The sequence below is a fragment of the candidate division WOR-3 bacterium genome (assembly GCA_039801365.1).
Lineage (GTDB): Bacteria > Hydrothermota > Tepidihabitantia > Tepidihabitantales > Tepidihabitantaceae > JBDRUN01.
In genome coordinates, this window is the sequence record JBDRUN010000068.1 from 1 (window position 1) to 15,387 (window position 15,387).

A 15,387-nucleotide genomic window follows, 5' to 3' on the forward strand; every position below is an offset into this window, starting at 1 on the left:
CGACCTAGACCGCTGCCCGACTGCCGGCAGAATCCCCAAGCCTTTACTGGCGTCATGCCGAATTTCCACCCAGGTCATTTCTGGTACTGAACCAGTCTGCGGAGGCTAACTCAACGTCACGCCAAAGCGGCGCAAGCACTCCATCGCATCACAACCGCTGTGCCGAACGCCTTCGACCGCAGACTTCAGCTTCTACATCGGAATTTGGGGAGCGATCGCTGGCTTGACTATAAGGGCGATTATGCTACCCTTTGGCTGGGGCCCGTAGCTCAGTTGGTCAGAGCAGCTGACTCATAATCAGCCGGTCGTCCGTTCGACCCGGACCGGGCCCATTCCTGCTAAGAAGCTAAGACCCAGCATGCAGAACGACACGAGCCAGAACGAGAACAGTGTTACTTGGACTGTGCATCGGGCCGGGGATGCACCGGCGAAGGCGGTGCTGGTGGGGTTTTTGCTTATTGCCGTCGTTGCCTTCGGGTGGTGGTACGCCGGCCCAACACTTGCCGTTGTTGCAATCGTTGTTCTCTTCGCCAGTCTGCATACTTTTTTCCTGCCGATTACCTGTACCATGAACAAGGAGGGCGTGACGATTGACAAGCGACTGTTCCGTTACACCTACGAGTGGGACCGGTTCCGGAGATGGTTTCGCACGACCGGCGGAGTTGTACTCTCGCCATTCTCGCACCGGACGTTTCTGGACAACTTCCGGGGAGTCCACCTGCTCTTGCCTGCAGACCCCCATCCAGTCATTGCCTTTCTTGAGCGACAGTTTCCGGCCACTAGCGGCGACAACTCACACGGCGGTTCGGAAGCGGGCCTTGACACTGGAGGTGGCGCAGCTAAGATGGAGCGCAAGGACTAGCATGAAGCAGAAACCACTCAAACAGCCACCACCGAAGACGCCGAAGAAACCGGCGCGACCCCAAGTCGCTCTGGGCAGGAAGAATTACATCATCATGGCCGTCGGTATTGTGATCGTGGCCATCGGCTTTATTACGCTCGCTCGCGGTTCGATAACACTTGCGCCGCTCCTTCTTGTCTTGGGCTACTGCGTGCTGATTCCGGTCTCGCTGTTGGTGAAGTGACAGTGAAGGGGCCGCGAGTTACCGCTGAAGAGGTTCGTGCGCTTGTCGTCCGGCTGGCGCGGGAAATCAGCCACCGGAATCAGGGTGTGGGCGACTTGGCGATGGTCGGCATCAAACGCCGTGGAGTACCGCTGGCACGGCGGCTGGCCGAGCTTGTAAGTCGGGGCCGCAGAACCAAGATACCGGTCGGCGCAATGGACATAACGCTCTATCGGGACGACCTGCAACTGGTAGCCGAGACACCGATTGTGCGCGGATCGGAAATTGGCTTCGACCTGAACGGCCGGACCGTGGTACTGGTGGATGATGTGATTTTTACCGGCCGGACCGCCAGGGCCGCCCTGTCCGAACTGCTGGACTTCGGTCGGCCCCGTTCGATTCAACTCGCAGTGCTGATTGACCGGGGACACCGGGAACTACCGATTCAACCAGATTTTACCGGCCGGATTCTCAAGACTGCACGCGATGACTTGGTTGACATCTGCCTCGTCGAAGAAGATGGACGGGACGGGGTTTACGTCACGCGAAGGTGAGCCCAAGTAGAAGGAAGCCGCAAGACAGCGTCCGGACTAAGCAGGCAGTCACCAAGGTAACGAAGTTCCAGTGCCGGGAAGCCGGCAACCAGTCCCCCATGCCGGAACGGATGCGGCATCTTCTGGGAATCGAACAACTTGACCAACGGCAGATAATTGCGATTCTTGAGCAGGCCGAAAGTTTCCTTGGAGTGCTCAAACGCCCGATTCCAGTGGTGCCGGCGTTGCGGGGCAAGACGATCGTCAATCTATTCTTCGAACCTTCAACCAGAACCGCTACGTCGTTTGCACTGGCTGCGAATCGGCTAAGTGCTCAGTGCGTGAATTTCTCGCACGGGACCTCGGCGGTAAGGAAGGGCGAGACGCTGCTCGACACCGCCAAGAACCTTGAGGCAATGCGGGTAGATGGCGTGGTGGTTAGACACTCGATGCCGGGCGCACCACACTTCCTCGCGCGGCGGCTGAAGACGTTTGTGGTGAACGCGGGTGACGGGTGTCATGAACATCCGACCCAGGCGCTGCTAGACGCCTTCACTCTGAGGCAGCGGCTCGGGGACCTCGCAGGAAAAAAAGTGCTTCTAGTTGGTGATATTGCGCACTCACGCGTTGCTCGGTCGAACATCCTGTGCTTTGCGCGGCTCGGGTGCCGGGTTGCGGTATGTGGACCACCGACGATGATGCCGCGCTACGTTGAGCAGCTCGGTTGTGAAGTATTCTATCAGCTTGACCGGATACTTTTCGAAGTGGACGTAGTAAACATGCTTCGAGTCCAGACCGAGCGGATTTCGTCGAGTGCTTTCCCTTCGGTTCGCGAGTACCGAATGCTGTACGGTTTGACCCGGGAGCGTCTAGCGAAGCTGGACCAGAATGTTGTCATCACCCACCCTGGACCGGTGAACTGGGGGGTGGAGATGGATTTCGAGGTTTCGGAGTTGCCCCAAGCGCTGATTCTGCATCAGGTGACCAACGGCGTCGCGGTGCGGATGGCGGTCTTGTATCTTCTGGCTGGAGGAGGTACAGTTGCCGAGTGAGCGGGACTCGGACGGACACAAGCCAGTGATTGTTGATGCAGAGCGCCGGCCGTCCGACGCCGGGAAGCCCAAGTCGGACCCAAAGCAGTCGACGACAGGAGTTTCAGGGGCGAAATCACTGATTGCCGCCGCGGAACGCCGGCGATTTCTGTTCGGCGGCCGGGTAATTGACCCGGCGACGCGAAAAGTCCGCGCCTGCAACATTCTGATTGAGAACGGCAGAATCACTAGAGTTGGTCGGGACGTGAAGTCCGAGGGCGCCAAATTGGTTGACTGTCGGCGTAAGTACATTGCGCCGGGATTCATTGACCTGCACTGCCATCTGCGTGAACCTGGCAACGAAGACGCAGAGACGATAGCGTCCGGTACGCGCGCGGCCCTGGCCGGTGGTTTCCTGCGGGTCTGTCCGATGCCCAATACTGAGCCACCAGTGGATACCGAGGCACTGGTACGTTTTGAGCTGCACCGGGCCGAAGAGGCTGGATTCGCGCGGGTCCTGCCGGTCGGCTGCTGCACCCGGGGCCGCCAAGGCAAGGAGCTTGCCGAGATTGCCGGAATGAAGACGGCCGGCGTAGTAGCGGTTTCAGATGACGGAAGCTGGATCAGTGACGCCCAAGTGATGCGTCGGGTCCTGGAGTATGCCAAGGCGTTCGACATTCCGGTAATATCGCACTGTGAACTCGCAGAGATGCCCGGGGTTGCCAATGAAGGCCTGATTTCCACCCGACTTGGACTCGCGGGCAGTCCGGTCGTGGCTGAAGCCGCAGCGGCCAGTCGCGATATTCTTTTGGCTGAGTACGTTGGAGCGCGTATCCATATTGCGCACGTGTCCGCGGCGGCAACGGTTGACGTTGTGCGGCGCGCCAAGGAACGCGGGGTTGAGGTTACGGCGGAAACCTGCCCTCACTACTTCACACTGACCGAAGAAGCCCTGGTCGGTTTTGACACCAACTTCAAGGTCAATCCGCCATTGCGGACCGAGCAGGACCGGCAGGCAGTCATCAGCGGCCTGGCCGATGGCACCATTGATGCTATTGCGACTGACCACGCACCACACACACGGCAGGACAAGGACCTTGAGTTTGATCTTGCGCCACCAGGAATCATTGGCCTTGAGACCGCGTTCAGCCTGGGCTACGAGCAGCTTGTACTGTCCGGACAAATAGAGCTGGTGGATTACATCAGACTTCTCACCACCGGGCCGGCCCGAGTACTCGGGCTGCCCCAGCCGTCTATTGAGCCGGGCGCACCAGCTGACCTTGTCATCCTTGACCTTGAAGCACGGTGGACCTATACGCCAGACCTTGGTATGTCCCGCTCACACAACTCTCCGTTCTTCGGCTGCGAACTCAAGGGCCGTGTTCTGTCCGGCGTGCTTGGGGAGGAGCAGTTCTGGCTGCTACACCCGGCATAAGGTCAAACGGCCGGCGGCTAATAGCTAATCGCACAGAGCCAGAGACTCCAGCTGCCAGCCAGTCTTACCCGAGACTATTGCTGCGGAACATTCTATACCTTTGCATCGTTATCACCTTGGCCCCTGCGGGTGATTCGCTGCCGGAGATCGAGGCGAAGTTGACTAGCCGGCCGCCAAAGATTGACGGCGTGCTGGAAGATGTCTGGGATGATGCGGCAATGGTGACCAGGTTCATCCAGCGCCAGCCTGAGTACGGCGCGCTGGCTTCAGAATCCACCGTGGCCCGGCTCCTATACGATGAGAAAAGTCTGTACATTGCGTTCCGCTGCGCGGTGCGGGATGCGAACAAGGTCCATGCGTCGCTGAGCGAAACCGCGGACGCGGTGCAGGTATTCTTGGATACCTTTGACGACGACGCGACTTGCTACGCATTCTCGGTCCGGGCTTCGGGTACCGAGATGACCTACCGACTGACCGACGACGGCCGCTGGACCGAGACCTGGTCCGGTGTATTCCAGTCTGCGGTCAAGCGGGATTCCTGGGGCTGGACCGCGGAAATGGCGATTCCATTCAAGACGCTGCGCTATGACGCGGGTAATGACCGGTGGGGTATTGACTTCAGCCGCTCGACCATCGCCACCAACGAGCGGACGTTCTGGAGCTCCTACCAAGAAACCGGGTTCCGGGTCTCAAGGATGGGTGCGCTTTTGAGAATCAGGCCGCCAGCGCCGGCCCTGCACGTCGAGGCGTACCCGGTTGCTCTCATGCGGTTGGAGCAGGAAGGTCTAGTTCGGCCTAAACCCTGGGTTGGGCTTGATCTGTCGTGGATGCCAGCGCCGACTGCCTCGCTCCAGGTGACCACCTTTCCAGACTATGCGGAAATCGAAGCCGACCCCTACCGCGTGAACATGACCCGGTATGAACTGTCGCTCACCGAGCAGCGGCCATTCTTCGTCGAGGCCCAGGAGACATTCGGCACCGGTTTTCAGCCGCTGCAGCTGTTCTACTCGCGCCGCATTGGCAAGCCACTGCCCGGAAACCGAGTCGTGCCGATATGGGTCGGGACGAAGTTTACCGGCCGGTTCGGGCCATGGTCGGTCGGCGGACTTGGGGCCTTAACTGGCCGGAGCGCTTACAAATATGCCGGCGAGGAGCGCATAGAGCCGATGAGCTACTACTCGGTATTTGCACTCCGGCGCGAACTGCTAGCTAACTCGGAGGCCGGACTTCTGTACGTCGGCAAGGACAACTCCTTTTTTCACAACCACGCCTTGGGCCTGGATGGTGTGTTGCGTCTTGACCCGTTCTGTGCGAAGCTGTTTGGAGCTAGCAGCCGTCGTGGAGACTCGCTAGGTCTCGGTCTGGCTACCAACTTCGAATGGCGGAGTCGAAAGTTTACGTCGTATCTGTCGGCCAAGTTGCTGGACTCGCTCTTCGACGTGAACGGTACTGGGTACATCGCCTGGCGTGGCAGGAGCGTATACCTCTCAGCTGGCCCAGCGTTCTACAACTCGGGGCCGATTCAACAGGGGAACTTGCTATTCTCCATTGGCGGCGAACAGTCCTGGGATGAACCAGGATTATCAAGAGGGCTCAGACTCGACGGCTCCGCCTCGTTTCGCAACCGTTCTTATGTGTCAGCCGGGGCCGGCGCAGACCGAAAGTGGGAGATGGACAGCCTATACTGGACTACATCTGCGAGTCTCCACGCCTGCACCGACTACTCCAAGCCCTTGCAGCTCTATGCTGGTATGGACTGGCAGAGCTGGACCTACAACTACCGCCGGGCCGGTTTTGCACCAAACGCTTCGGCTGAGGGCACTTTGTGGGCACGGGTCGGGGATCATTTGGGACTCGGCATGACGGCCCGGCCGGTGGTCGAGTTTCGGCCTGGGTATGAGTTGAAACCAACGGAGGACATTACTATTGTCCTGGAGCCTGAAGCAAACGTGACCTTCACACCCAAGATGAAACTCACCCTGCGGGGCGAGATGGTGTGCGGCTATGACCCGGACGGCCACCAGCCGTACCGATCATATCGGGCTGGAGTGATGTACGCCTGGACGTTCCGGCCACGCAGTACAATGTATCTCGCGTTTGATCAATCGGCGGACAATTCGACGGGTACGCTTAGCTTGGCGAGCCGGACTGTGGTCGCCAAGCTACGCTACCTACTCGTGTTCTAGGCCACGGTGCTGGTTTTCATGTCCGCGTGGTTCCTGGCCGACCGAGCATACGGGGAAAGGTAAGTACGACTCAATTTGGCCTCGCCCGGTCATGGTAGTGTCAAGAATTTTGTGTAGTTTGGTTCGGTTTCCATAGCAGGCGTTCCTTCCATCGTTTGTTGCACTCCATAAACACCGCATACACAATCCGGTCACAACTTGCAGCATCCGTGAAGCTGCACACCGGCCGGCCTCGTTTGCGGAACTCTCGAAACATCCGCTCGATAACATTCGTCGTCCGCACTTTCGCTAACAACCCCCGCTGCTTCCTTAATACCTTCATGTACGCCAACAGCTCTTCCAAGTCTTCCTCCACGCAGGCCACCGCTTTGGGCACGCCGCCCTGCCACTCCCGAGCCCAGCGCCGGAACCGCTTCACCGCAGCACGGTAGCTCTGCGCCAAGTAGGTCCGCTTCGCACCGGCCAGACACTCGGCCCGATACCCGCGCCGAGTATCGGTTCGCTCGCAGGGTTTGGCGCCAACGTGGCCGACCAACTGCGCCAGCATAGTTCCTTCCATCAGGCGTTGCAGAGCCTGGCGCATCGGTCCGATAACCGGCTCGGCCTCGTCGCCAGCCGAGAAGTCCTTGATCTCCTGCCAGCGCTCAATATAGTACCGGTGACAGTCCGTCTCTTTCTTGCTGCGGCACAGATAGTAGGGCATGGGCTTATCCTCCTGGTTTGGCAGTCCTTATAGACCAATACTAACAAACCATACAGAAGGATATACGCTCTGCCCTTCTCTTAGATGAATTACACAAGATTGAGGATACTACCGACGAAAACCGCTTCCTTGACGGAGCAAAGGCGTCCGGTTACAATCGCTTAAGGCTCCACTTGAATCAGGAAACTCCTGCGGGTGCGAAGTCCGGCCGGACAGGACAGCGGCGCCGGGAGTCCGACGCCCGAAATCCCCGACCGGACTCAGAGCAGTCAACAATTGGAGAACCAAGGGACAAGCCACTGATTCAGGGCGCAGGACCTCGGAGTACGAGGAATACGCAGGCAGGGGAACGTACTTTGGAGCTCGATGTCGAAGGGGTTGATCCGGTCGCGCTGCTTGGACCGGCTGATGCCACCCTGCATACACTTGCCGCTTTTTTTCGCACCCGGATTGTAGTCCGGGCCGGCAAAGTGCTGCTCTCCGGCCCGGCTGAGGAGCAGGAGGAGCTTGTCGAGCTGTTCGGTCGGCTTGTTCAGCGCTGCCGCAGCGGCGAGGCTGTTACGCCGGAACTTCTTGAAGCGGAAGTCGGCGCCATCAGGGCCAGCCGGCGTAGAGTTAAGCCAGCGGAGGCCGGCGCTGATATATTGGTTGTTCGGACTCCACGCAAGACGATTGTTGCCAAATCGGCAAACCAGCGTGCTTATCTTGAAGCAATTGCCCGGTCCGAAGTTGTACTGGCAATCGGCCCGGCTGGAACAGGAAAGACCTATCTTGCGGTCGCGACCGCAGTCGAAGCACTGGTTTCGGGTCGGGCGAACCGGATTGTGCTGACCCGGCCTGCGGTCGAGGCCGGCGAGTCCCTCGGATTTCTCCCAGGTACGCTCAAAGAGAAGGTGGACCCGTACCTTAGGCCGCTGTACGATGCCCTGTTTGACATGGTGCCCGGTGAGCGGATGCGGCGGCTACTTGAAGAAGAGGTGATCGAAGTGGCGCCGCTAGCGTACATGCGCGGCCGGACACTCTCGGATTCGTATATCATTCTTGACGAAGCCCAGAACACCACTTCCACCCAGATGCGAATGTTCCTTACCCGGCTCGGTTGGAACTCAAAGGCAATCGTAACAGGCGATACCACTCAGATTGATCTGCCTCACTCGCATACCTCCGGGTTGGTTGAAGCTGAATCGCTCCTTGGTGCGGTACCCGGCATCAAGATAGTGCGGTTCAACGAAACGGACGTGGTCCGGCCTCCGCTGGTGTCACGAATAATTACAGCATACGAGGCGCGGTTTGCCAAAGAGGGAAACCGAGGTGAAGATACGGGTCCTGAATACTAGCGACCAGCGGGTGAAATCAGACGCAGCCCGGCTGGCAAGGACACTCAACCAGTTCCTCTTGAATTACCTTCCGCGTTTTGACCTGCGGCGGTCAGCTTTGAGCCAAGAGCCGCCAGCTATCTGTGTCAATGTCGTACTTGTGGACGACCACCGGATTCGTGAGCTGAACAGGCGCTTTCGGAAGCAGGATCGCCCGACCGACGTCCTGTCGTTTCCCTTGGGCGCAGCCGACTTGGACACAGGCGAGGTCGTTCTGGGTGAAATATATGTTTCGCGCGACAGGGCGCGGGCTCAGGCCCGGGAAAATGGGGTCGCGTACCATAACGAGCTCAAACGCCTGATGTTGCACGGTATCCTTCATCTCCTGGGCTTTACGCACCGGGAGATGGAACCGTTCTATAGAAACTGCCTCTGAGCTGTCAGAGAGCGTCTAATGTGTAGTACGAGAACACAGCACGATGGTCAAGAAGTGGTGGTGACAGTACTGGTCTTGGCGTCCGCCAAGCATCACGTCGCGCCGGCAACAGCCTAATGCTCTGGCCTTGGTATCTTGCCGCAATTGGCGTACTTTTTGTCCTGTCAGCCGTTTTTTCAGGCTCGGAGACCGCGTTGTTCAGCCTGAGCCACGCCAGCCGAGAGTGGCTCCAGAAGGAAAAACCTAGTGCCGGCAGACGGGTCAGTCAACTGCTCGCCGAACCGGAGCGGCTTCTGGGTACGATACTACTTGGCAACCTGTTGGTCAACATCTCGGCATCGGCCTTCTTTACCCTCGCAATCATTGACTGGGCTGGCCGAGCTAACAGGAACCCGGACCTCTACTTGGGCTTTGGTGGTCTGGTAATGACCGGGCTCGTACTCGTATTCGGCGAGGTCAGTCCAAAGATTATCGCCAGCCGCCGCCCGGATGCTTTTGCCGCCTTCGCCGTGGACTTCATGGCTGTTGTAAGACTAGTATTGTCTCCTTTTTCGTTGCTGCTGGTCCGACTCGGTCAGCTTGTCTCGCTCCGCAAGCCGGAGCCGGACGTACTCTCCGAAGACGAACTTCACACGATGATTCGTCTGGGACGGGAACGCGGGGTGATTGTCGAGCGTGAAGCCGAAATCCTTCATAATCTCGTCGGCCTTGAGCAGCGGACCGTGTCCAGCGTAATGACGCCGCGTATTGATATCGTCTGGCTTGATGCCGGTGCTCCGGTACGTCAGGCAATTGAAGTCTGTCGCATGTCTGGCTTTTCCCGGCTGCCGGTTGCCGACCGTACTATTGACCGGGTTGTAGGCGTCGCATATGCCAAGGAGCTGGTCGCGTCATCAGACCTGACTGCGCCGGTAAAGGCTGTGTGCCGGCCGGCCTATTTCGTGCCCGAGACTAAACGTTTACCCGTGCTGCTCGAGGAGCTCCGTAAGAAAGGTTCACACATTGCCATCGTGGTTGACGAATTCGGTCAGACCGCGGGACTGGTCACACTTGAGGATGTGCTCGAGGCGATATTCGGCGAGATAACCGACGAGTTTGACGAAGCCGAAGAATTGCCGTATTCCCACCTGGACGAAAACACGGTACTGGTTGACGGTGAAATTGACATTGCCACGCTGGAACGGTTCTTTCCGGGCGCATTCCGCGGAGTCGAACACGACCGGTTGGCCAGCTTTATTCACGAACGGCTGGGCCGGCTGGCGCGGCCGGGCGACCGCATCGTTGTCGCCGACCTGGAGTTGACGGTACATTCGGTCGTTGAAAACAAGCTCGAGAAGGTACTCATTCGACGTGTCGGCGGAGGGCACACCTGATGGCGCTGCTTGCTGCACTAGTGCTGGTTTTCACACTTGGATTTTTCGCTGGCTCCGAGACCTCGGTATACCGCGCAAACTGGATTCGGCTGACGCACTGGGCAGAGTTGCGGGGCGGTGGGGCGCGTCTCGCTCTCAGGTTGCTTTCCTGGCGCGAAGTAGTTGTTATCGCGACACTAGTCGGTACGAATCTTTGCCAGGTGTTCTCCACGCTGCTCGTGGTCAGATTTGCAGCGGCAACATTCGGCCCGGCCTATTCGAGCGTCGCCGTTGTCGTACTAGTCATCGTAACCCTGGTTCTGGGTGAGTACCTGCCTAAGGCGCTTGCCCAGGCCCGACCGAACCGTTGGCTGGCTGAATCAGCCTGGCTCTTGGCCGGAAGTCTTGTCGCCTTCTTGCCACTCGTGATGTTGCTTGGTGCGTTGACGCGGGTCTTTGCTGCGCCGTTCGGCCAAGGCCGACGCCGGCTGGCTTTGACTCGCCAAGACTTTCTTTCCGCCCTGCGCCGGCGTGAGCGTCACTTCTGCTCAGTCGCCCAGGCCGATTGCCGGCCGGGCCAGACGTCGTCAAGCATCGCCGCACGCCTTCTACGCTTCTCAGGAATGACAATCGGCGACGCCGCGATACCACTCGAACGGATCCAGAGTGTGCCCGAGGGCGCGACGGTCGAGGAAGTGCGTTCGGTGGTCGAGCGATATGGTTTTTCCCGGATCCCGGTTCGGAGCAAGGAACATGGCAAACTCGTTGGCGTTATCGTAGCCAAGAACCTCCTTGGCAGCGGGCCTTTGCGGATGCACAAGCTGGAGCGGGTCAAGCGAACGGCCCGCGCGTTGGAGGTGCTTGAGATGATGCAGCATCGCGGCCAGCACATTGCCGTGGTCACGGATGAGTCCGGTATGGACATCGGGATAGTCACGCTTGAGGATATCATCGAAGAGCTGGTCGGCGAGATACGCAGCGAGGCTTGAATGAGATATCGCGCGGTCTGCATCTCGCATCACGCTGAAAACGAAGATCGAGTCTACGGCGTCCGGCGCCAGCTGTAGGGCATCCAGGTGCCGCGTATCATCAAGACCGAGGTGATATGTCTGGCCAGCGAAAGGTACCGCGAGTCATCGAAGGTCGTTACTTTGTTCTCGCGCAACAGCGGCAAGCTCATGGCTGTGGCTAAAGGAGCACGCAGACCGAAGAGCCGGTTCGGTGCCGCGCTGGAGCGATTCGCAGTGTCAAGGGTTACATTCTACTGGCACGAGAATCGGACTCGCTACACACTCTCGGATGCTGAGCTGATACGGTCTTTTCCAGCGCTGGCCGAACTTCCCCAGCGATACCTTGCTGCTGAGCAGATAACTGAGTTCTTGCTCCGCACTGGCCGACCGTTTGACCCGGCACACTATGTGCTACACGAAGGTACTGGTCAGCTTTTCCGGCTTACTACGGCATACCTTGAAGTTCTGGAGGCATCCAAGAGCAACTTCAGGCAACTGGTCGCATCTTACCTATTGAAGGCAGCCAGCTTTCTCGGTTTCCGACCCGAACTCGAACGGTGCGTGTTGTGTCGCCGGATGCTATCCGGGCACCAGGTGAGCTTTGACTCGGAAAGGGGAGGAACGGTCTGCCAGCAATGCCGGCCCGCGCCCAAAGGCAGAACACTGTCGGAGGTCGAACGCCGGGCACTCGCGCAGCTTCTGCGTCTGCCAGCCGCTCGTCTTGGCGCTGCCAGTGATATTGGAGCTCTAGATGCTGACTTTCTTCCGCTTGCTCTTGAGTACGTTTCCAGCCACCTTGACCCGTTGATTCTGAATTCTTTCAGGTGGGAGACACTATAGGCTGGCGCCGGGGAGGACTTTGCAAGACGGCGGGGCTATGCGCCCCGCCGTAATAAGAATAAGCTGCCGGTCAGCGACAGACTACGAGTTTGGCAACAGGTGATTCGGCACCAGCCAGACGGGCAAAATAGATACCCTCGGCCATTCGCCGGCCATCCAGGACTGCTGTGCCCCGGGAGATAGGGAACGTCTGGATAAGCGTACCGGTTGCATCATAAACCTCGACCGCTTGGGCTGGGCTTGGCGCAGACAGCCGCAACCAGCTCTTGTTGCCGAACGGGTTCGGAGTAACGGCGATGCGGAGCCGTTCGGTAGTCGGTACCGGCCCGAGCCACTCACTAATCCCGGTCGCAGTTATCATCGCGTTGGCCATTACATCTTCGTCTGCATGCCGGCTCGGAGCCCAGACGCCGGTATATTCCCAGGACTGGCCGGCATAGGGCGGAGTCGAGTCGCCACCAAACGACGGTGCGCTGGGAACTGCCGACATTGCACCGACAAAGAATGCTCCTTCAGTTATTACTGCTGGAGTCGGGAGGTTCAGTGGGTACCACGTCTGCGTGGTTACGTTGATTGTACCAATGAAAAGCGTGTCGCCTGGCGAACCACCCGGACCGTTGTCGTCGAACAGACCCAGGGCGCACTGGGTCGCAGTCTGAGCGCCGGCCATTATCCGGATAGTCGTAATGCTACAGGGATAGACTGGTGGCACGAACCGTGCACCGTATCCGCCCGGCCCGTTCCACGCCCACATATGCTCGGGGACGCCGTCGTCATACGAGAGCGTACCGGGCAGGGTGACGACGTGAAGCTCGACTTTAGCGGTGTCGTTGGCCGGGAAAACATCGCCCGCAAGTCGGGTATAGACTTCTATTGTGTAGGTGCCGTTTACAGTCGGAGTATAGGTGTTCGGGAACACGATTGAGTCAATATCACCAGGGTTGGGCACCGATGTTGTCACCGAATCGGTGAATCGGACTACAGCTCCCTGTTTGACCCGGACGAAGGACTTGAAGTCACCCTCGGGCTGGTTTCCGTAGTTTCTTGCCACAGCCCAGAAGGTCATCGGTGAACCATTGAGCACGAACATTCCGCCTGAACGGTCGTTCATCGCATTGCGGATGCCGGCATCGTGTACTTGATAGTTAGTAGAGTCAGGGGGGTAGAAAAGTATTGCCAGTCCGGGATGGTACATGTTGCGGGATGGGGTGCGGCCTGACAGCCAGGACAGGCCGATGTTGCCGCCAACATTCTCGATGCCGGTGTTGTTTGTTTCCGAGGTCCAGCCGTTGTACGGCGTGCCGGTCTGCTCCTTGTACTGGAACTTGATGCACGAGTCAGCGCGGGTAAGGATTATCTGGAACGTGTTGTTGCCGCCGGTGTTCCAGAACTTGACCGAGTCGTACTGGACGATGAAGGTGTCAGAGTTGCCCCAGTACCAGACCGAGCCACCGACTGAACAGTCAATGTCTGACATCAGGGGGGCCAGTAGGTTGTTCGGTCGGGTCGTCTTCGGTATGGTCGGAAATGGGTGCGCGGCCAACGCGTTGTCGTGGAACGCAATATAGCCGTTGGAACCGACATAGACCTGATTCACGCGGTACCAGTAATAGGGGAAATCGAATCCAATCGGGAACGGACCTACGACGTTGTCGTCACCTAAGCCGGTGACCATGGTGCCGCGGGCCTTGATATCAACCCAGTTATATACCGGGCCGCCAGCGGTATCCGAGTCAATCCACCGGTACCCATAGGCGTCGGGTCCGCCGGTACTGGTGTCGGCCGGCGGTGTGACCGGCGTCCAGGTAATACCCGGCGCACTGACTGCGATCAGGGTTGCGACGATGATTGCGGTCATTATACCTCCTTTTTTGATATTGACCGTTTCGATCCGCTGACCGACCGTCTGCTGAGACTCAGGGCCCGGCCAATCAGCGTAGCCCAATGCTAGTCCACTGGTTCGGCGTGTCAAGACAAGAGCACCGGTGTGTGAATCGTCAGCCACGGCCCGGCTTCAAAGATTGCTTGGCTCCTACAGTCTTGAATACAGTCCGTATGGCACAGGGGCGGCCTTCGCCGCCCCTGCTGGTCTTCTCTGACCTGTCGGACGAGTCCGACAAGCCGGGCTTGTTATCTCTGCACCACGAGTTTCTGAGTCTGGGTCAGGTCACTGGCATCAAGCCGGACAAGGTACACGCCAGACACTAGCTTGCGCAGGTCTAGCGCAACCGCACCAGCACGGTTTGCGGCCAGCATCCGCTGGTGGACTGCCCGGCCAGCAACATCAAACACCGTGACAACAACCGGCCCAGGCTTGGGCAGGCTGTAGCGCAGCGTGGCAAAGCCGGTGGCTAGCGGGTTCGGGCTGATTGCTAACTGCAGGCTGCTCACTGCCGACTTGCCCGCCTGCACTCCGCTTCGCGCTTGAGGCGTGAGGCTTGAAGTCTGAAGCGTTCCTTCCACGTACCGCCACAGTTCGTAGCACTTGTTGCCCTTCAGGGCAAAGAACGCTCCGCCACCATAGGCTACTAGGTCGCCACCTGACTTCACCCGCTTCTTCTTACCAAATGACCCGTTCCCAGGCACGGTGTCGAGCTGATGCCAGGTGTCTGGACCAGGGAAGTACTTGAAGAAGCCCTGCGTGTTCCCGCCTTTGAGCGCATACAGATTACCTCCGTACCACACGCCGGCAGCGCCATCCGCTGACTTCTTCTTCTTTATCCTGCCACCTTCAAGCCCATACACCGGCATGCCAGGTAGTGCAGTCTTGTACCAGGAGTCTGCTGCCACGTCATATTTGAACATGTAGTGGTGCGGGTTCTCCTGGGTCTTGTCGTAGTACTTTGACTGGTGCACATAGATGGTGTTCACACCGTCATACACTAGGAACGAGCCCTTGTCGTACTTCTTGGCGTTCCCACCATACGGCACCTCTGGCAGGGTGTCCCATCTCCGAGCCACTGGGTTATACCGGTAGAACTCGGTCTTGTAGCCCTTGAGTAGATACACGCAGCCAGTGTCCTTGTATGACGCAAACACCATGTCAGTCCCACCTTTGACCCGCTTGCCGTATGGCCCTTCAGGCACGCCAGGCATGGAGTCCCAGGTGTTGGCAACTGCATTGTAGCGCCAGAATCCAAGGGTGTTATTGCCCTTGGTCATGTACACGTACCGCTCACCATCAGACACACCGACGCAGCCCTTGGACGGCGGCTTTAGCTTGGTGCCTTCGTTACCCGGTATCTCTTCCTTTTCATACCAGGTCCCGGAGTCACCAGCCGTCGGGTCGTACATGTAGAAGTCGGTCGCCTTGCTACCCTTGGCAACGTAGATGACCGGGTTGGCATCAGTGCCAGCCGCATGCAGGGCCATCCAGGCACCGTCCTTTGGTGCCTTGTCAGTCGGCGTCTTGGGCATGGACTTTGCCTCATGCCAGCCCTTTGGCCAGGAAGGTAGTGCTGCAATAACGGTGAAACCGCCA

General features: G+C 58.6%; 14 protein-coding genes and 1 tRNA gene. 12 read left to right on the forward strand and 3 right to left on the reverse strand.

Features of this window, described 5'->3' with window-relative positions; translation table 11 throughout:
- The first annotated feature begins 258 nt into the window (after positions 1-258).
- The 7 genes from ABIL25_08420 to ABIL25_08450 all read left to right on the forward strand — a co-directional run bounded on the left by ABIL25_08420 (position 259) and on the right by ABIL25_08450 (position 6,249).
- Positions 259-332 (forward strand) — tRNA-Ile (locus ABIL25_08420).
- Positions 333-358: 26 nt separating this feature from the next.
- A complete protein-coding gene (locus ABIL25_08425; GenBank protein ID MEO0082299.1) occupies positions 359-862 on the forward strand; it encodes a hypothetical protein in 504 nt (167 codons plus the stop codon).
- 1 nt (position 863) lies between these two features.
- Positions 864-1,085 (forward strand): hypothetical protein, encoded by a 222-nt coding sequence (locus ABIL25_08430; GenBank protein MEO0082300.1) that lies wholly within the window; start codon positions 864-866, stop codon positions 1,083-1,085.
- Between the two features lie 2 nt (positions 1,086-1,087).
- The gene (pyrR, locus tag ABIL25_08435) at positions 1,088-1,618 is read left to right on the forward strand and encodes a bifunctional pyr operon transcriptional regulator/uracil phosphoribosyltransferase PyrR (protein MEO0082301.1); all 531 of its coding nucleotides are present in this window, start codon (positions 1,088-1,090) and stop codon (positions 1,616-1,618) included.
- Positions 1,615-2,649, forward strand: a complete 1,035-nt coding sequence (locus ABIL25_08440) for an aspartate carbamoyltransferase catalytic subunit (protein MEO0082302.1) — start codon at positions 1,615-1,617, stop codon at positions 2,647-2,649. Before pyrR ends, ABIL25_08440 begins: the two co-directional genes overlap by 4 nt.
- Positions 2,639-4,063, forward strand: a complete 1,425-nt coding sequence (locus tag ABIL25_08445; GenBank protein MEO0082303.1) for a dihydroorotase — start codon at positions 2,639-2,641, stop codon at positions 4,061-4,063. Before ABIL25_08440 ends, ABIL25_08445 begins: the two co-directional genes overlap by 11 nt.
- A gap of 77 nt (positions 4,064-4,140) precedes the next feature.
- Complete coding sequence (locus ABIL25_08450; GenBank protein ID MEO0082304.1) at positions 4,141-6,249, forward strand: DUF5916 domain-containing protein; 2,109 nt, start codon at positions 4,141-4,143, stop codon at positions 6,247-6,249.
- 100 nt (positions 6,250-6,349) lie between these two features.
- Here the strand turns inward: ABIL25_08450 and ABIL25_08455 are convergent, their stop codons facing one another.
- Positions 6,350-6,952 carry a transposase gene (locus ABIL25_08455; GenBank protein MEO0082305.1) on the reverse strand — a complete coding sequence of 201 codons (603 nt, stop codon included), beginning with the start codon at positions 6,950-6,952 and terminating at the stop codon, positions 6,350-6,352.
- A gap of 173 nt (positions 6,953-7,125) precedes the next feature.
- Between ABIL25_08455 and ABIL25_08460 the strand changes: the two genes are divergently transcribed.
- The 5 genes from ABIL25_08460 to recO all read left to right on the forward strand — a co-directional run bounded on the left by ABIL25_08460 (position 7,126) and on the right by recO (position 11,906).
- Positions 7,126-8,289: a PhoH family protein gene (locus ABIL25_08460; protein ID MEO0082306.1), complete on the forward strand. Its 1,164-nt coding sequence runs from the start codon at positions 7,126-7,128 to the stop codon at positions 8,287-8,289.
- The gene (ybeY, locus tag ABIL25_08465; GenBank protein ID MEO0082307.1) at positions 8,264-8,704 is read left to right on the forward strand and encodes an rRNA maturation RNase YbeY; all 441 of its coding nucleotides are present in this window, start codon (positions 8,264-8,266) and stop codon (positions 8,702-8,704) included. The genes ABIL25_08460 and ybeY overlap by 26 nt, the downstream gene beginning before the upstream one ends.
- Positions 8,705-8,820: 116 nt before the next feature.
- On the forward strand, positions 8,821-10,077 hold the full coding sequence (locus ABIL25_08470) for a hemolysin family protein (protein ID MEO0082308.1): 1,257 nt from the start codon (positions 8,821-8,823) through the stop codon (positions 10,075-10,077).
- A complete protein-coding gene (locus ABIL25_08475; GenBank protein ID MEO0082309.1) occupies positions 10,077-11,045 on the forward strand; it encodes a CNNM domain-containing protein in 969 nt (322 codons plus the stop codon). Before ABIL25_08470 ends, ABIL25_08475 begins: the two co-directional genes overlap by 1 nt.
- Before the next feature lie 87 nt (positions 11,046-11,132).
- Positions 11,133-11,906, forward strand: coding sequence for a DNA repair protein RecO (gene recO, locus ABIL25_08480; GenBank protein ID MEO0082310.1), 774 nt, complete (start codon positions 11,133-11,135; stop codon positions 11,904-11,906).
- A 70-nt stretch (positions 11,907-11,976) separates the two neighbouring features.
- Here the strand turns inward: recO and ABIL25_08485 are convergent, their stop codons facing one another.
- Positions 11,977-13,764: a T9SS type A sorting domain-containing protein gene (locus tag ABIL25_08485; protein MEO0082311.1), complete on the reverse strand. Its 1,788-nt coding sequence runs from the start codon at positions 13,762-13,764 to the stop codon at positions 11,977-11,979.
- Positions 13,765-14,036: 272 nt separating this feature from the next.
- A partial coding sequence (locus ABIL25_08490; GenBank protein ID MEO0082312.1) for a T9SS type A sorting domain-containing protein occupies positions 14,037-15,387 on the reverse strand: 1,351 nt, incomplete at its 5' end.